Consider the following 15779-nt stretch of genomic DNA (forward strand, 5'->3'; position numbering starts at 1 on the left):
AGGTTCAGTCGCGGGCGGGGGCGGGCAGGGCGGCCAGCAGGGCGGCGACCACGTCGTCGGTCGTCTTGCGCTCGGCCTCGGCGGCGAAGGACAACAGGATGCGGTGGCGCAGCACCGGCGCGGCCAGGGCCACGACGTCCTCGCGGGTGGCGGCCAGGCGTCCGTGCAACAGCGCGCGGGCCTTGGCGGCCAGCACCAGGGCCTGACCGGCGCGAGGACCGGCGCCCCAGCGGACATAGTCCTGGATGGCGGGCGGGGCGTCCGGGCCCGGACGCGTGGCGCGGATCAGGCTGGTGATCCAGGTCAGCAGGCCGTCGCTGACATGGGCCTGGCGCACCCACGTCTGCAGCTCGACGATATCGGCGCCGGTCATCACCGCCTTTGGGGCCTCAATCGCGCCGCCCGTGGTCAAGGCGAGGATCGCCCGCTCCTCCTCGGCGGTGGGATAGCCCACGCGGATGTTCAGCAGGAAGCGGTCCAGCTGGGCCTCGGGCAGGGGATAGGTGCCGGCCTGCTCCAGTGGGTTCTGGGTGGCCAGCACGAAGAACGGCTCGGACAGGGCGTGGGTGACGCCGGCGTAGCTGACCTGGTGCTCCTGCATGGCTTCCAGCAGGGCGGCTTGGGTCTTGGGCGGGGTGCGGTTCAGCTCGTCGGCCAGGAACAGGTTGGTGAACACCGGGCCCTGCTGGAAGCGGAAGTGGCGATGGCCTGTGCCGTGGTCTTCCTCCAGCACCTCGGTGCCCAGGATGTCGCTGGGCATCAGGTCGGGCGTGAACTGCACGCGGCGGAAATCCAGCGACAGGGCCTGGCCTAGGGTGCGGACCAAGAGGGTCTTGCCCAGGCCCGGCACGCCCTCGATCAGGCAGTGGCCGCCGGCCAAGAGGCCAATCAGGAGCTGCTCGACCACCTCGTCCTGGCCGACGATGGCCTGGCCGATGGCGGCGCGCAGCTGCGACAGACGCTGAAGCTTGCCCGCGATCTCGGCTTCGGTAGGGGTCATGGTCATAGGCAATCCGAACAGAGAAGGAGGCGATCAGGCGGTGAGGGCGTAGAGGACGATGTTGACCGCGAACTTGGTGTTGTCATCGGCCAGGAAGCGCTTGTTGCGCCAGTCGTAATCCCACTCGCAGCCGTAATCCTTGTTGCTGTAGAGCACCCCGAGGCGCCCGCCGACCTCGATGCCCTTCAGATAGTCGTGGACGAGATCATCGCCCCAGCCGTTCAGCTCGAAGCTGGTGGCGGGCGGTCCGTCGAACTTGAAGAAGTTGCGGTAGATCAGGTGGTCGTTGGGCAGCTTCCTCAGGGCGTTCGCCCCAAACAGCTTCGCCATCTGGCGCTCGAACGACTTGGCGAACAGGCCGTCGATGTCGTGGTTGCAGTCGTCGACGAAGACGAAGCCGCCGTTGCGGACATAGGTCTTGAAGTTCTCGGCCTCGGCCGGGCTGAACTCCACCAGCTTGTGGCCCGCCAGATAGCAAAACGGTGCGGTCAGCATGGCCGGGTCGGAGAGCCGAACGACGCGTTCCTCGGGATCGACCCGCAGGGTGGTGTAGTCGACCAGCGAGGTCAGGATGTTGGCCGGCATGCGCTGGTCGACGTCCCAGTCGCCGCTGTCATAGCGCAGGCGCGTGAACCAGAAATCATAGGCCGGAGCGGCCCCAATTGCGGCCTTGGGAGACGATGGGAGGCTGGCCAGCCAACCTCCCATCGCACCGCCCGCCAGCAGACGCAGACACTCTGAACGGGTTACGCGACTGCTGGCCATGGGTGTGTGTCAGACGGCGTCCGACAGCGAGGTGAAGGTGAAGTCCCGCACCCGCATCGGCGGGATCATGTACTTCATGCCGCCGCCTTCGCTGACGCGGACCGGACGGCCCAGGTCGTCGATGTTGTTCAGCATGATCACCGGCGACTCGTTGAAGCGGAAGTTCTTCACCGGGTACTTCAGCTGGCCGTTCTCGATGTAGAAGGTGCCGTCGCGGGTCAGGCCCGTCAGCAGCACGGTCTGCGGATCGACCATCCGGATGTACCAGGTGCGGGTCACCAGGATGCCGCGCTCGGTCTCGCGCACCAGGTCGGCGGTCGACTTGGTTCCGCCCGACATGATGATGTTACCCGGGCGGCCGACGACCTTCTTGCCCTGCTTCTGCGCCCAGTAGGGCGAGTACATCAGGTTGGCGATCTTGCCGTTCTCGACCATGGCCATCTTCTCGCGGGCGCGGCCCGAGCCATCCCACGGCAGGACGGCGAGGTCCGGATGCCACGGGTCGGAGATGAAGCTGACGCGCGGGTCATAGACCTGCTCGCCCAGCTTGTTGCCGCCGCCCTTCTTGGACAGGAAGCTGCGGCCTTCGTCCGCCGAGCGGGCGTCGAAGAAGTTGAACATGAACGAAATCAGGCCCGAGGCGGCGGCCGGCTCGAGGATGACCGTGTACTTGCCCGGCTCCAGGGCCTGGGCCTCGGCCGAGGCGCTGGCCTTGCGCATGGCGATCTCGATGTCGCTGGCCGGCTTGAAGGGCGTGGAGTCCTGTAGGTTGCGGGCGACCCAGCCGGAGCCCTTGCCGTCAGCGGTGCGGACGGTGCAGGTGTAGTCCATCTCGGTCGAGCGCTGATAGCCGAACGCGCCCTTGCTGTTGGCGAAGGCCACGAAGTTCTGCTCGTCGTTCAGGAACCCGGCCGCGATCAGGTTCTTGGACCGGCAGGGCGCGATCGACGCCATGGCGATGTCGGCGCGCTGCTCGGGCGTAATGGCCGCCGTGGCCGCGCTGAAGGTCGAGCTGGGCTTGTAGACCTGCTTCTCGACCGCCGGGACGAACTCGGGGTTCTCTGGCGCCAGGCGGGCCAGCTCCTCGGCGCGCTTGACCGCGCGGGCCAGGGACGCATCGGAGAAGTCGTTGGTCGACGACGTGCCCACCCGACGGCCGAAGGCCACCGAGACGCCCAGATTGGTGTCGCTGACCACGCCGCTGGTCGAGACGTTGTTCAGCGCGAAGCGGATATTGCCTTCGATCGAGCCCGTCAGCTGGGCGGTGCATTCGTCCGCCGTCGAGAGCTTGATCACCTTGTCGAGGATCGTCTTGGCCTCGGCTTCCGTCATGATACCCATGATGTGTCTCCCTCGATCCGCTTAACCGAGCGAGCGCGCGGTATTGATGACGTTGATGCCGTCGAACCGGGTGGTCGACGAACCGTGGCTGACGGCCGAAACCTGGCTAGGCTGGCCCTTACCGTCGAAGAACGAGCCGAACAGGCGGTAGTCCCGCTCGTCGCAGATCGCCGAGCAGGCGTTCCAGAATTCGGGCGTGCGCATCTGATAGGCGACGTCTTCCAGCGGCTGGGTGATCTTGCCGTCCTTGATCTCGTAGAACAGCGTGCCGCCGAACTGGGCGTTGTAGCGCTGCTGGTCGATCGAGAACGAGCCGCGGCCCAGGATGTAGATGCCGTTCTCGACGTTGCCGATCATGTCGGCGAGGCTGAGCGGCTTCTTGCCGGGCTCCAGCGAGACGTTGGGCATGCGCTGGAACTGCACGGTCGACCAGGAGTCGGCGTACGAGCAGCCGTCGCTCTCGGTCTTGCCCAGGATGTGGGCCTGATCGCGGGTGGCCTGATAGTCGACCAGCTTGCCGTTCTGGATCAGCGGCCAGCTCTTGGTCTTGATGCCTTCGTCGTCATAGCCGACGGCGCCCAGGCTGCCCGGCTGAACCTTGTCGGCGACGACGTTGACGATCTCGTTGCCGTACTGGAAGCGGTCACGGCGCTTGTCCAGTGTGGCGAAGCTGGTGCCGGCGTAGTTGGCCTCGTAGCCCAGCACGCGGTCGAGCTCGAGCGGGTGGCCGATCGACTCGTGAATGGTCAGGCCAAGGTGGTTGGGGTCCAGCACCAGATCGTAACGGCCCGGCTTCACCGACTTGGCGGTCAGCTTCTCGCGCGCCTGGACGGCGGCGGCTTGAGCGTCCTCGACCATGTCGTAGGACTTGTTGTAGCTGATAATGCCGTTGGGCGAGAGGACCTTATCCTCGGCCTTGGGGTCCAGATACTCATAGCCCATGCCCATCGGGGCCGAGAGGCCTTCGCGCGAGCGGAACTTGCCGGTGGCCTTGTCGATCGCAGTGACCGTGAACGGCGCCCAGACGCGGTGGATGTCCTGGTCGATGAAGGAGCCGTCGCTGCTGGCGAAGTACTTCTGCTCGTTGATCAGGAACAGGCTGGAATTGACGAAGTTGGCGCCGGCCTTCAGGGCCGCGCCGTTGACCCGCATCAGCAGGTCGACCTTCTCCTGCAGCGACACTTCCATGCCGTTGCGGCGGATGGGCGTGGCCCATTTCACCTCGCCGACGCCCTTGGTCGGGGCCAGCTGGACCGGCGCGGTCTGGTTCTTGGCGTTCGCCTTGGCGATGGCGACAGCCAGGCGGGCCGTCTGGGCCACCGACTCCGGCGACATGTTGTTCGTGGCGGCGAAGCCCCAGGCGCCGCCGGCGATGACGCGCACGCCCACGCCGCTGGACTCGGTGTTGGTCACGCCCTGGACGTTGGCCTCGCGCGTCAGGATGAACTGACGCAGGTAGCGGCCCACGCGGACGTCGCAATAGGTGGCGCCGGCGGCCTTGGCCGCGGTCAGGGCGGCGTCGGCCAAGCGCTTCTTGACCGCCACGTCCATGGTCTCGATCAGCTGTTCGGCGGCGATGGCCTGGCCAAAGCCCGGCAGCAGCACGCCTCCGGCGCCGATGCCGCAGGCCGCGAGGAACTGTCGTCTATCCAAGGTGTCTCCTCCCAGGTGGCCCACGATCTGGGCACGCTATCGCCCTGTTCCGGGCGCGCCGGAATCTCACGCGGGAGAAGTTCTGTGCTGACTAGCGTCAGAGGTCAAATATTTCTCAAATGTAATGTTTCGGCGCGCTTAGTTTGCACGCGTGAAGTAATTGTTCGCTGATCTGGTAGGAAACGTGCCTTCCCTGAAGGAAAAGGCTCCATAGGCGCGGAAAGCGGGCGCGATTTCAGGGGCAAGCCTCGATCCTTCAGCGGCGTACTGGGCGCTGGGCGGCTTGTTTTGGAGGCAGTTCTCGCCTGCCGCGCCCACGGATGGGGCGGCGGCTCTGCGAGGCGGGTCTCAGCGCACCCCGGCCGCGTTGTCGCGCCGCACGCGGATCGAGGGCTGGGAGCCGATCTTCATCATATAGCTGCCCATCGCCGCCTTGCGGACCTCAACCGTGCTGCCGGGCTTGGGCGGCTTGCTGAGGATTTCCTGATCGATTTGCCGCCAGACCGCGCCATCCTCAAGCGTCACGACGAGACGACCCTCGGCGTCCGTGCGCGCGGCCTTGACGACGGACTGAAGCTTTTCGGTCTCCGCCTTGTCGGCCCCGCGATCCAGGATCGACAGGGTTGGCAGGTCCAGGCCGAACGCCTGACGACGGGCGGCGCGGGCTGTCTGCTTGTCGATGATGATGACCTCGCCGGTCTCTTGCGCCTTGGTCACTGACTGGGCGGCCTTGTCGTAGCAGGCCAGGCGCTCGCCGTCGGCCTTGATCGCGCTGCAGGCCTTCAACGCCTTGATCACATCGGGCTCAGGCCCGGACTGGGCCAAGGCGACGCCGGCCGACAGCGTCAGGAGCAGGACAAGGGCGGGACGCAGCATGACAGTGTTCCTCACGGATCGTCGTTCTTTCCACCCAGCAGCCAGCCGGTCAAGGACAGCCGCCTGGCCTCGGCGTAGCTGGCCACCTGGGCCACCGAGTGCGGCGTCGGCACCTTGAACAGGGTCAGCACGTTGAAGCCCGGCGCGAGGCCACGCGTCACGTCGCCGCCGGCGTCATGAAACAGCAGTTGACCGCCCCAGTCGGGTCGCCAGCGGCGGGTGAAGCCCAGGGTGAAGGCGGCCAGGCGGTGGTCCTTGCGGTGGCTGTCGTCATGCACGGTGAGGAAGTCGCCGGGACGATAATAGGACGCCTGGACTCGCACGCCGCTCACTTCGGGAGCGCCGATGATCTGACCGCCGAAGTCGAGGAAGGCGCGGCTCTCCAGGAACTCCGTCGCCCGGTGGATCGGCGCGGTCGGCGCGCGCGGATACTCGTCCTGCAGCGCGTAGGACATGTGAACGAACGAAAAGCCCCGGGCGGCGCGCTTGAGGGCGCATTGCAGGAACTGTCGCACCTGCGCCTCGCCGAACTTCTTGATGACTTCCGGCGTGATGACCAGCGTTTCGGAGGCCTCGTCCGGGGCGGCGATGTTCCAGGTAAGTGACTCCATCAACCCAGCGACGGCGTCGGCGTCTTGCGGCGTCAGGAAGACGGGAATCTGCACGTGGCCGTCACGCGCGAAACGCTCCGCCAGGGCGTCGATCGGCAGGTCGGTGTTGATTCTCAGCGGCGGGTGAAGGGGCATCGGAGCTCGGATACGCGACGGAAAGGCGGGCTGCAGCCGCCCTGCGTCTATTCAAGCGTTGCTTCTGGCTGCGGCGCAACCGCGCGCCGATCAATCATTTCCCGATCGACGCGCTTCAAGGCCGAAACAGGTGTTTCAAGAGTAGCGCAGACCGCATAACGCCCTCTAGCACTGACACAACCGGTGGCGGCTGTTGGTGGGGCATGATTTTCCGGGCCAACACGCGGCGCCACAGTTGTCGGCGAAGGGCGGCCGATGGCGTCGAAGCGGGTCTACTGAGCGCAAATTGTCGCTCAGCCTACCGGCGCCGGTTAGATATTGTTCGATGTTTCCCGTCGGAAACGTACATGTAACGCCTATGCTTCTTGCCCGCCCGGGATTTCCTACCCTCGCCACGCCCGCGCGGACGCGAATGTGTCGCATTTGAGACACTGGTGCGAATTTCTTGCTACTCGGACACGCGCCGCCGTTGACCAATTCCGTTGGACAAAGCCTACCTGCGGCCAATGCCCGTTTCGTCACAGAACCGGGGGGGAGCGTTCGTCCCGTTCGGGCGGGATAACGCCGAAGCTTTTGGAGGTGGAATTTGTTGGGTTTTGTTAGCCGTCGAAAGAGCCTGTTGGCCTCTTCCATCCTGTGCGGCGTCATGCTGCCGGCCGCCGCTGCTTGGGCGCAACAGGCTGAAGAGCCCGCCCAGGTCGAAGAAATCGTCGTCACCGGTTCGCGCATCGCCCGCGCCGACCTGACCTCGTCGAGCCCCGTCGCCCAAGTCGGCGCGGTCGAACTCAAGAACTCTGGCGTCGTCAACACCGAAAACCTGCTGAACACCCTGCCGCAGGCGGTTCCGGGCATCACCTCGACCGTCAACAACGGCAACAACGGCACCGCGACCGTCAACCTGCGTGGTCTGGGCTCGGCCCGCACGCTGGTGCTGGTTGACGGCAAGCGCCAAACCCCGACCACGTCTGACGGCGTCGTCGACCTGAACCTGATCCCGACCGCCTTGATCAAGGGCATCGACGTCGTGTCGGGCGGTGGCTCGGCCGTTTACGGTTCGGACGCCATCTCGGGCGTCGTCAACTTCATCCTGAAGAAGGACTTCGAGGGTCTCGAGTTCTCGGCCGGTTACTCGGAAACCGACGGCGGCGAGGCGCCGATCTATTCGGCCGACCTGACGATGGGCGCCAACTTCGCTGATCGTAAGGGCAACGTCGTCCTGAGCCTCGGCTACAACAAGCGTGAAGCCCTGACCCAAGGTCAACGCGGCGGCATGCTGGCCACCGCCTGGGGCGACAATGCCGCCCGTAACGGCCTCGTGCCCTCGGGCTCGGGATCGATCGAGCCCGGCCGCGTCGACGCCTTCGTCGCCGGCCGCTTCGCCACCCTTCCGGGCGTGGCCAACAGCGCCGCGAACTCGGCCATCTTCACCAACAGCGGTGACGTCCGCCTCTACAACCAAGCGACCGACACCTACAACTTCGCGCCGGTCAACTACCTGCAGACCCCGCAAGAGCGTTACTCGGTCACCTCGCTGGCCAGCTACGAAATCAAGCCGGGCCTGACCGCCTACGCCAAGGGCAACTTCGTCAACTCGAAGGTCGTGACTCAGCTGGCGCCCACCCCGGTCGGCAACCGCATCTTCCGCTTCACGCTGGACAACAACCCGTTCCTGACCGCAGCCGCAAAGACTGCGCTCAACAGCTTCGGCTCCAGCACCTCCTACTCGATCCCGGCGTCCAGCCCCTGGGTCACGGGCACCTACACGGACGTCGACACCGACGGTGACGGCCTCTACGACACCGTTACCGGCGTGTTCAACAAGCGCCTGAGCGACGTAGGCCCGCGCGTCTCGAAGTACAACTTCTTCGGCTACCAGATGCAACTGGGCCTGAAGGGCGACATCGAGGCTATCAACGGTGGCTTCGACCTCTACTACCAGTACGGCGCCACCCACGGCAGCAACGCGCTGCTGGGCGACACCAGCCTGGCCCGCATCCAACAGGGCCTGCTGCTGAACGCCGCCGGCACCGCCTGCGCCGATCCGTCGGGCGGCTGCGTCCCGGTGAACATCTTCGGCAACGGCACCATGTCGGCCGCCGCCGCGAACTTCATCAAGACGCGCATCAACTCGTCGCAGGACTACAAGCAGCAGTTCGGCGGCTTCACCATCAACGGTGACACGGCCAACCAGTTCTCGCTGCCGGCCGGTCCGATCGGCTTCGCCGTGGGCTTCGAATATCGCGCCGAAGAGTTCGACTTCAACCCCAGCCAAGACCTGGCCACGGGCAACCTGACCGGCTTCAACGCCAGCCCGGCCGTCGCCGGTCGCTTCGACGTGTACGAAGGCTACGCCGAAGTGCTGGTCCCGCTGTTGAAGGACCTGCCGCTGGTCAAGTCTCTGGACCTGGAACTGGCCGGCCGTACGTCGGACTACACCGGGCAGCCGAAGGCCGTTCAGACCTACAAGGTCGCCGGCAACTGGAAGGTCTTCGATGACCTGATGCTCCGCGCCTCGTACAACAAGGCGATCCGCGCTCCGTCGGTCAACGAACTGTTCTCGCCGCAAGGCAACAGCTTCCCGACCTCGACTGACCCGTGCTCGGCGCGTGGCGCTCCGACCGCCGCGATCCGTCAGGCCTGCATCAACTCGGGCGTGGCGGCGAGCGTCGTCGGCGTGATCAACGCCAACCAGCAGACCCAGACGCTGTCGGGCGGTAACCCGAACCTGCGTCCGGAAGAGGGCAAGACCCTCACGGCCGGCTTCGTGTACACCCCGTCGTGGCTGTCGGGCTTCTCGGTCACGGGTGACTACTTCGATATCGAAATCACCGACGCGATCGCCAGCTTCGGCGGCAGCACCGCGAACGTGATGAACGTCTGCTACGGTCCGCTGGTCAACGGCAACCCGAGCTCGCCGTACTGCCAAGCGATCGTTCGCTTGGCTAACGGCTCGATCGACTACGTCTCGCTGACCGCGAAGAACGTCGCCACCGTCAAGACCTCGGGCTTCGACATCGGCGTCACCTACCGCACGACCATGGAACAACTGGGTCTGCCGGACTGGGGTTCGCTGGCGTTCCGCTCGCTGTACACCAACACCTGGGAGCGCACGACGATCCCGGATGAGGTGTCGACCCCGATCAAGTGCGCCGACAAGTTCGGTACGCGCTGCAGCAACCCGACTCCGCGCCACAAGCTGCGTTCGACCATGAACTGGAAGATGAACCAGTTCGGCCTGAACGTGGTGTGGAGCTACCTCGACGACGTTAAGGACGACAATCCGGGCGCCCTCTACACCGTCGAGCGTATCGGCGCGAAGAACTACTGGGATCTGTCGGGCGACTGGAGCGTCAACGACAACCTGGCCTTCACGGCTGGCGTGCGTAACCTGACGCAAGAAGCCTATCCGATCCTGGGCGGCAACGCCTCGCCGTCGAACAGCGGCTACCCCGCCGCCTACGACGTGCTGGGCCGGACGTTCTTCCTGAACGCCCGCCTGCGCTACTAATCGAGGCGTCCCCGCCGTTTCGGCGGCGGGGAACCCTGATTTCGAAGGCCCGCCTCAAGCGATTGAGGCGGGTTTTCTTTTGGGCGATGGCTTGCGCCTCAGCGCGGAACGACGTCGAAGGCGATCGTCAGGCGGTGGTCGGCCTCGGTGAACGGCTGGGTGCCGTGCCACAGGCACGAGGGGAACAGGGCCAGGGTCCCGCGCTCGGGCTTGATGAAGTGCTCGGCCTCGAGCGTCGGCCGCGTCAGACACCCCGGACGGCCAAAGCGGAGCCAGCCGGCGCGCGTGGTCTCATCGTCAAACCGGCCCGGCAAATCCAGATAGAAGGCCGACGAGATCCAGCCGCGCGGATGGACGTGGTCAGCATGGAAGCCCTCCGACCGCAGCCGCACAGACCAGCCGCCCGCGAAGGCGAAGTCGGATGACCGCCGTCGACGGATCGGGTCCTCGCCCGGGCCAAGCGCCTCCACATACCGCGCCACCGCCTTGCGCGCCGAGGCGAAGAAAGCCTGCACCAGCGGATCGCGCGAGCGGTCCAGCGACGGAACCTGGCTGCCGCCCCGCAGCGATTGGTTCAGCGGGTGGGTCTTCAGGTCGTGCAGTTGCAGCATCCGGTCGCGCAGGGCGTCGAGGAAGGCGTCGAGGCTCTCCCAGCCGTCCGGGGTATCGAGCTTGTCAGTGCGCACCAGGGCCGCGTAGTCGCGGAAAAGACCGCCGCGCGGGTCGCCGGTGATCCGCCAGGCGGTGTTGCGTAGCACCAGGGCGTACTGATCGTCGGGCGCCGCCGCGACCAGGGACTCGGCTACCTGTGCGGCGGCGTCGGCGTCGCCGTGGGCCAGCAGGGCTTCGCACAGGACGGTCTGGCTCTCCGGCGCGGCCGGCGCCAGGCGCGCGGCCTCCCGGGCCTGGGACAGCATCCGCGCGGGGTCGCCCACCGCGCCCGCCGCGCGCGCCGCCGCGATCCTTAACCCCAAGTCGCCAGGCGCGCGGGCCAGGGCATCCTCCAGCGTCGCGTCGGCCCCGGCGTGGTCGCCCGCGAAGGTCAGGACATTGCTTCGGATCGTCCACAGATTGGCGTCAGCGGGATGTCGGGCGAGGGCTCGGTCAAGCCCCCCGAGCGCGACCTCGGCGCGGCCCGAGCGCATCCAGCGCAACTGGGCGAGGTTCAGGTGGACGGCGGCGTCGTTCGGGCGCGCGGCCAGAGCCCGTTCGAACGTCGCTTCGGCCTCGTCATAGCGATGCAGCGCCTGCAGCGCCTTGCCCAAAACGAGTCGCACCTCGGGGACGTCCAGGCCCAGAGCGATGGTCTTGCGGGCCGCGCCCTCGGCTTCGTCGTCCAGAGACAGATCGCCCAGCGTGGCGGCCAGATTGTACCAGGCGAAGCGGTCGCCGGGCGCTCGAGCCACGGCGCGGCGGTTGAACGCCAGGGCCTCGTCGGTCCGGCCTAAGGCCTTCAGCGCCGCCGCGTGGACCATCAACAGACCGGGCGAGGCCTGGGGCAGGGCGGCGGGGGGCGTGGTCAGCCTCAGGGCGTCGGCGGCCCGCCCGTTGTCGACGAGCGTCCAGGCCTGGTTGGTGACGAGATCGGTCATGGCGCGCCGCAGTTTGTATCGTTCCAGTCTTTGGCGCTCTCGGCGGCGGACCACAACCGCCAAGGCGCGTAAATTCCCCGAGGACCGTCTGGCGAGCGCCTGCTATGGCATGGCCATGAGCACGATCACGACCGTCGGCGTCGACGCCGACGACACCCTGTGGCACTGCGAGAGCCTGTTCCGCCTGTCCCACGCCCGCTTTCTGGAACTGTTGTCCGAGCACGGCGACCCCGAGAAGATCGAGGCCCAACTGACGGCCGTCGAGAAGCGCAATCTTCGGGTCTACGGCTACGGGGCCAAGGGCTTCACCCTGTCGATGATCGAGACCGCGCTGGAGGTCACCGACGGTCAGGTCGACACTCGCGTGATCCGCGAAATCCTGGCCGTCGGCCGCGAGATGCTGACCGAGCCGATCGAGCCGCTGCCGGGCGTCGAGAACGCGCTCTCGGCGCTGTCTGACCGCTATCGCCTGATCCTGATCACCAAGGGCGACTTGCTGCACCAAGAGCAGAAGCTGGCTTCGTCGGGCCTGGGCGATTACTTCGTCGCCGTCGAGATCGTGTCCGAGAAGGACGCCAGCACCTACCGCCGGGTCTTCGACCGCTACGGCACGGGCCCCGAGCAGGCGGTGATGGCGGGCAACTCGATGCGCTCGGACATCCTGCCGGCGCTGGAGGCCGGCTGCTGGGGCGCCTTGATCCCGTACCCGCTGGTCTGGTCCCACGAGGCCGCCGAGGCGCCCGTGGGGCATGAGCGGTATGTGGAACTGGGCAGCATCAGCGAACTGCCGACGTGGGTGGAGGGTATTTCGCGCTAAAGCGCCCCCTCCGTCACGCGGCTACGCCGCGCGCCACCTCCCCCGCAAGCGGGGCAGGAGGGTGTCATCCTCCCCCGCGGAGCGGGGGAGGTGGCCCGGAGGGCCGGAGGGGGCGCTCAAGCCCGCTTCTTCCCCAGCTTCGCCAGCCAGTCCCGCGCCGGGCGTTCGAAGAACACCAGCGACAGATAGGCGATCGGGAACAGGGCCACGACCCAGAACAGCACCCACAGGCGCATCAGGTCGCCGTTCAGGTTCCACATCCCCAGGCCCACCCAGGCCAGGCCCATCTTCAGGGCGATGGGGTGCAGGAGGTAGAGGCTGAACGACAGCTGCGCCCACGGCGCCAGGCGCTGGCTGACTCCGCCCTGCGCGCCCTTGGCGTCGGCCGCCACGCCCAGCAGGCCGATGGCGTAAACGACGAACAGCAGGATCGTCCGCTCCACGCCGGCCCACGAGGCGATCAGGTAAGCGCCCAGCAGCGGCCACATCAGGAGGTTCGGACGCGGGATCTTCGCCAGCCGGTCGCGCAATTGGAAGGCGGCCATGCCGATCAGGAAGCCGGGGACCGCGCGCAGCACGCCATAGTCCCAGGTCCACTGGTGAAAGGGCCGATCGCCATGGGGCGTCTGCAGCATCACGACGATCGAGGCCAGGGCCACCGCCAGGGTCACCCATGGTCCGCGCGCGGTGAGCAGGAAGATCAGCGGCAGGGCTAGGTACATCCCCATCTCGGCGCTGATCGCCCAGCTGACAAAGTTCCAGGTCTGCGAATGGCAGACGCCCCAGGCGTGGATGAAGACGATGTTGGGGACGATGCAGGACACGTCGTAGCGGCGCGGGTCGCGGTCCTGGATCCAGCCTGCGGCGCCGGCGGCGGCCACGGCGATGAAGACCAGCATGGTCGCCCAGTGCAGCGGCCCCAGCCGCGCCACCCGCTTCTGGATGAAGTCGCGATATTTGGCGAAGCTGGTCAGGCGGCCGGTATAGATCGCCGCCATCACGTAGCCGGAGATGAAGAAGAACAAGTCGACGATCAGGCTGAACGTCTTGATCGTATCGTCCGCCCACTGCCACTGGCCGTCCAGGTTGATGAAGCGGTTGAAGTGGAACACCACGATCATCACCGCCCCAACGATGCGCAGGGCGTCCAGATGCAGCATCTGGTCGGAATCGGGTTGGAGCGGGGGGAGCTTGGGCATGGCGGAGTGGTGGGGCCGACCCTCTCCGTGGTCAAGTTGCCCCTTGTCCAAAATGTTGTCATCCCGGCCTTAGCGTAGCGGAGAGCCGGGACCCAGGGGCGACCGCAGTGCGCCGGCCCCTGGGTCCCGGATCGGCCCTACGGGCCGTCCGGGATGACACCCGTTGGAAAACCTTCAGATCGCCACCCGCTTGGCCATGGCGTTGCGGCGGGCGTTGGTTTCCTCCTGCGCGCGTTGGACCGCCTCGGTTTCCGTTGCGTGCAGCAGATGATCGATGACCCGTTCCAGGTGGTCGCGCATGGCCTGGCGGGCGGCGGCGGGGTCGCGGGCCTTGAGGGCGTCGACGACGCGGCGATGCTCGGCGATGCGGGGCTCCAGGCCCATGCCGCGCGCGCGGGCCAGGATGTTGCGGGCCAGGGGCGAGCGGTTACGCCAGTCCCACAGGTTCTCGATCGTGGCGATGATCGCGCCGTTGCCGGTGGCGCGGGCGATGGTCAGGTGGAACTCGCGGTCGGCGTCCTCGCCTCGGATCTCCTCCTCTTCGTGCATGCGGGTCAGCAGCTCTTCGAGCAAAGCGATATGGTCGTCAGTGATTGAGGTCGCGGCCAGGGCGGCGGCCTCGCCCTCGAACAGGCGACGGGCCTCGATCAGCTCGAAGGCGCCGATCTCGAGGTCGAGATCGGCCGAAGGCCGCACGGGCCGCACATTGCCGGTGACGTAGATGCCCAGCCCATGGCGGGCCTCGATCATGCCCAGCATTTCCAGGGCGATCATCGCCTCGCGCAGGGTGGGGCGCGAGACGCCAAACTGCTCGGCCAGCTCGCGCTCGGTGGGCAGGCGATCGCCCAGCTTGTACCGGCCGGCCTCGATGTCGTCGGCCACGGAGTCGGCGATCTTGCGGTAGAGCTTGACGTTGTCAGACATGGCGATCGGGCTTGAGCAGGCGCTTAAAGACGCTCGGCGGACGTAGGGAGAAGCGAATCCCTACCACGCCGCACGACGCTGAAGAGCCTCATTTTTGGCGCACATCGTCGCGGAGGTCAGACCACGCCTCACCAGTCGTGCATCGATCCGTCGAGGCGACGCGCGATCGGCAGATAGGCGCGCTGGTAGGGGTATTGGGCGGCGAGATCCTCGTCGATGTCGACGCCCAGTCCAGGCGCATCGCCCGGATGCAGCATGCCGTCCTTGAACGTGTAGGCGTGCGGGAACACCGCGTCGGTCTCGGGCGTGTGGCGCATGTACTCCTGGACCCCGAAGTTCGGGATCGACAGGTCGAAGTGAAGGGCCGCGCCCATGCAGACAGGCGACAGGTCGGTGGCGCCATGGCAGCCGGTGCGCACTTGGTAGAGGTCGGCGAAGCTGGCCAGCTTCTTCAGGTGGGTGATCCCGCCGGCATGGACGACCGTGGCGCGGATATAGTCGATCAACTGCTCTTCGATCAGTTGCTTGCAGTCCCAGATCGCGTTGAAAATCTCGCCGACGGCCAGGGGTGTGGTGGTGTGCTGGCGGATGAGGCGGAAGCTGGCCTGGTTCTCGGCCGGGGTCGCGTCCTCCATCCAGAACAGGCGGTAGGGCTCAAGATCCTTGCCGAGCCGGCCGGCCTCGATCGGCGTCAGGCGGTGGTGGACGTCGTGCAGCAGGTGGACGTCGTCGCCCAGCCGGGCGCGCGCGGCCTCGAACAGGGCGGGGGTCGAGCGCATGTAGCGCTCGGTCGACCAGATCGTCTCCTTGGGCAGATCGCTGTCGGCCGGTTCGTAGAAGAACTTGTCCTTGGAGACGCCATAGGTCCCGCTCATGCCCGGTACGCCGGTCTGCAGGCGAATGGCCTTGTAGCCCTGCTCGGCGTAGACGGCGGCGTTGTCGAGGGTCTCCTCGATCGTCTCGCCGTTGGCATGGCCGTAGACCATGACGCCCGAGCGGCAGGCCCCGCCCAGCAGCTGATACACGGGCAGGCCGGCGAGCTTGCCCTTGATATCCCAAAGCGCGGTGTCGACGGCGGCGATCGCGGCCATGGTGACCGGGCCCCGACGCCAGTAGCAACCGCGATAGAGATACTGCCAGATGTCCTCGATCTGGTGGGCGTCGCGGCCAATCAGGCACGGGATGACGTGCTGCGTCAGATAGGCCTCGACCGCTAGCTCGCGGCCGTTCAGCGTGGCGTCGCCGAGGCCGTAAACGCCCTCGTCGGTGATGATCTTCAGGGTGACGAAGTTGCGCCCCGGACAGGTGACGATGGTCTTGGCGGCGATAATCTTGGGCATAGGGACGCTTCGACCTTG

General features: G+C 66.6%; 12 protein-coding genes and 1 pseudogene. 3 read left to right on the forward strand and 10 right to left on the reverse strand.

What is annotated here, in order from left to right; translation table 11 throughout:
• Positions 1–4: 4 nt before the first annotated feature.
• From CSW63_RS07250 to CSW63_RS07275, 6 genes are all read right to left on the reverse strand, one after another.
• The gene (locus CSW63_RS07250; RefSeq protein ID WP_168193621.1) at positions 5–1012 is read right to left on the reverse strand and encodes a MoxR family ATPase; all 1008 of its coding nucleotides are present in this window, start codon (positions 1010–1012) and stop codon (positions 5–7) included.
• A 21-nt stretch (positions 1013–1033) separates the two neighbouring features.
• Complete coding sequence (locus tag CSW63_RS07255; protein WP_062093798.1) at positions 1034–1765, reverse strand: DUF4159 domain-containing protein; 732 nt, start codon at positions 1763–1765, stop codon at positions 1034–1036.
• Positions 1766–1774: 9 nt separating this feature from the next.
• Positions 1775–3106, reverse strand: coding sequence for a TldD/PmbA family protein (locus CSW63_RS07260; RefSeq protein WP_062093797.1), 1332 nt, complete (start codon positions 3104–3106; stop codon positions 1775–1777).
• 21 nt (positions 3107–3127) lie between these two features.
• On the reverse strand, positions 3128–4759 hold the full coding sequence (locus tag CSW63_RS07265) for a TldD/PmbA family protein (protein ID WP_062093796.1): 1632 nt from the start codon (positions 4757–4759) through the stop codon (positions 3128–3130).
• A 348-nt stretch (positions 4760–5107) separates the two neighbouring features.
• Positions 5108–5650 carry a hypothetical protein gene (locus CSW63_RS07270; RefSeq protein WP_062093795.1) on the reverse strand — a complete coding sequence of 181 codons (543 nt, stop codon included), beginning with the start codon at positions 5648–5650 and terminating at the stop codon, positions 5108–5110.
• Positions 5647–6381 carry a 2OG-Fe(II) oxygenase family protein gene (locus CSW63_RS07275; RefSeq protein ID WP_099503850.1) on the reverse strand — a complete coding sequence of 245 codons (735 nt, stop codon included), beginning with the start codon at positions 6379–6381 and terminating at the stop codon, positions 5647–5649. The genes CSW63_RS07270 and CSW63_RS07275 overlap by 4 nt, the downstream gene beginning before the upstream one ends.
• A gap of 586 nt (positions 6382–6967) precedes the next feature.
• Here CSW63_RS07275 and CSW63_RS07280 point away from each other — a divergent pair.
• Positions 6968–9889: a TonB-dependent receptor domain-containing protein gene (locus tag CSW63_RS07280; RefSeq protein WP_082749327.1), complete on the forward strand. Its 2922-nt coding sequence runs from the start codon at positions 6968–6970 to the stop codon at positions 9887–9889.
• A 98-nt stretch (positions 9890–9987) separates the two neighbouring features.
• On the opposite strand, the gene CSW63_RS07285 is transcribed toward CSW63_RS07280, so the two are convergent.
• Positions 9988–11481: a putative 2OG-Fe(II) oxygenase gene (locus CSW63_RS07285; protein ID WP_082749326.1), complete on the reverse strand. Its 1494-nt coding sequence runs from the start codon at positions 11479–11481 to the stop codon at positions 9988–9990.
• A gap of 115 nt (positions 11482–11596) precedes the next feature.
• Here CSW63_RS07285 and CSW63_RS07290 point away from each other — a divergent pair, with 115 nt between their 5' ends.
• The gene (locus CSW63_RS07290; protein WP_082749331.1) at positions 11597–12298 is read left to right on the forward strand and encodes an HAD family hydrolase; all 702 of its coding nucleotides are present in this window, start codon (positions 11597–11599) and stop codon (positions 12296–12298) included.
• 116 nt (positions 12299–12414) lie between these two features.
• Here CSW63_RS07290 and CSW63_RS07295 read toward each other — a convergent pair whose 3' ends face one another.
• Entirely contained in the window at positions 12415–13497 is a 1083-nt protein-coding gene (locus CSW63_RS07295) for an acyltransferase (RefSeq protein ID WP_099503848.1), read from the reverse strand.
• Positions 13498–13553: 56 nt separating this feature from the next.
• Between CSW63_RS07295 and CSW63_RS07300 the strand changes: the two are divergent.
• Positions 13554–13658 (forward strand): annotated as a pseudogene (locus CSW63_RS07300) (hypothetical protein); the annotation flags it as partial.
• Positions 13659–13671: 13 nt separating this feature from the next.
• On the opposite strand, the gene CSW63_RS07305 reads toward CSW63_RS07300, so the two are convergent.
• Both CSW63_RS07305 and manD read right to left on the reverse strand, forming a co-directional pair.
• Positions 13672–14421: a FadR/GntR family transcriptional regulator gene (locus tag CSW63_RS07305; RefSeq protein WP_062093790.1), complete on the reverse strand. Its 750-nt coding sequence runs from the start codon at positions 14419–14421 to the stop codon at positions 13672–13674.
• A 128-nt stretch (positions 14422–14549) separates the two neighbouring features.
• Complete coding sequence (manD, locus tag CSW63_RS07310) at positions 14550–15761, reverse strand: D-mannonate dehydratase ManD (protein WP_062093789.1); 1212 nt, start codon at positions 15759–15761, stop codon at positions 14550–14552.
• Positions 15762–15779: the final 18 nt, after the last annotated feature.

The sequence above is a fragment of the Caulobacter sp. FWC26 genome (assembly GCF_002742645.2).
Lineage (GTDB): Bacteria > Pseudomonadota > Alphaproteobacteria > Caulobacterales > Caulobacteraceae > Caulobacter.

Bases quoted from the DNA above. Each gene is read 5' to 3' on its own strand.
- CSW63_RS07255 (WP_062093798.1), bottom strand. From the start codon at position 1,765: ATGGCCAGCAGTCGCGTAACCCGTTCAGAGTGTCTGCGTCTGCTGGCG.
- CSW63_RS07275 (WP_099503850.1), bottom strand. From the start codon at position 6,381: ATGCCCCTTCACCCGCCGCTGAGAATCAACACCGACCTGCCGATCGAC.
- manD (WP_062093789.1), bottom strand. From the start codon at position 15,761: ATGCCCAAGATTATCGCCGCCAAGACCATCGTCACCTGTCCGGGGCGC.
- CSW63_RS07305 (WP_062093790.1), bottom strand. From the start codon at position 14,421: ATGTCTGACAACGTCAAGCTCTACCGCAAGATCGCCGACTCCGTGGCC.
- CSW63_RS07260 (WP_062093797.1), bottom strand. From the start codon at position 3,106: ATGGGTATCATGACGGAAGCCGAGGCCAAGACGATCCTCGACAAGGTG.
- CSW63_RS07295 (WP_099503848.1), bottom strand. From the start codon at position 13,497: ATGCCCAAGCTCCCCCCGCTCCAACCCGATTCCGACCAGATGCTGCAT.
- CSW63_RS07290 (WP_082749331.1), top strand. From the start codon at position 11,597: ATGAGCACGATCACGACCGTCGGCGTCGACGCCGACGACACCCTGTGG.
- CSW63_RS07285 (WP_082749326.1), bottom strand. From the start codon at position 11,481: ATGACCGATCTCGTCACCAACCAGGCCTGGACGCTCGTCGACAACGGG.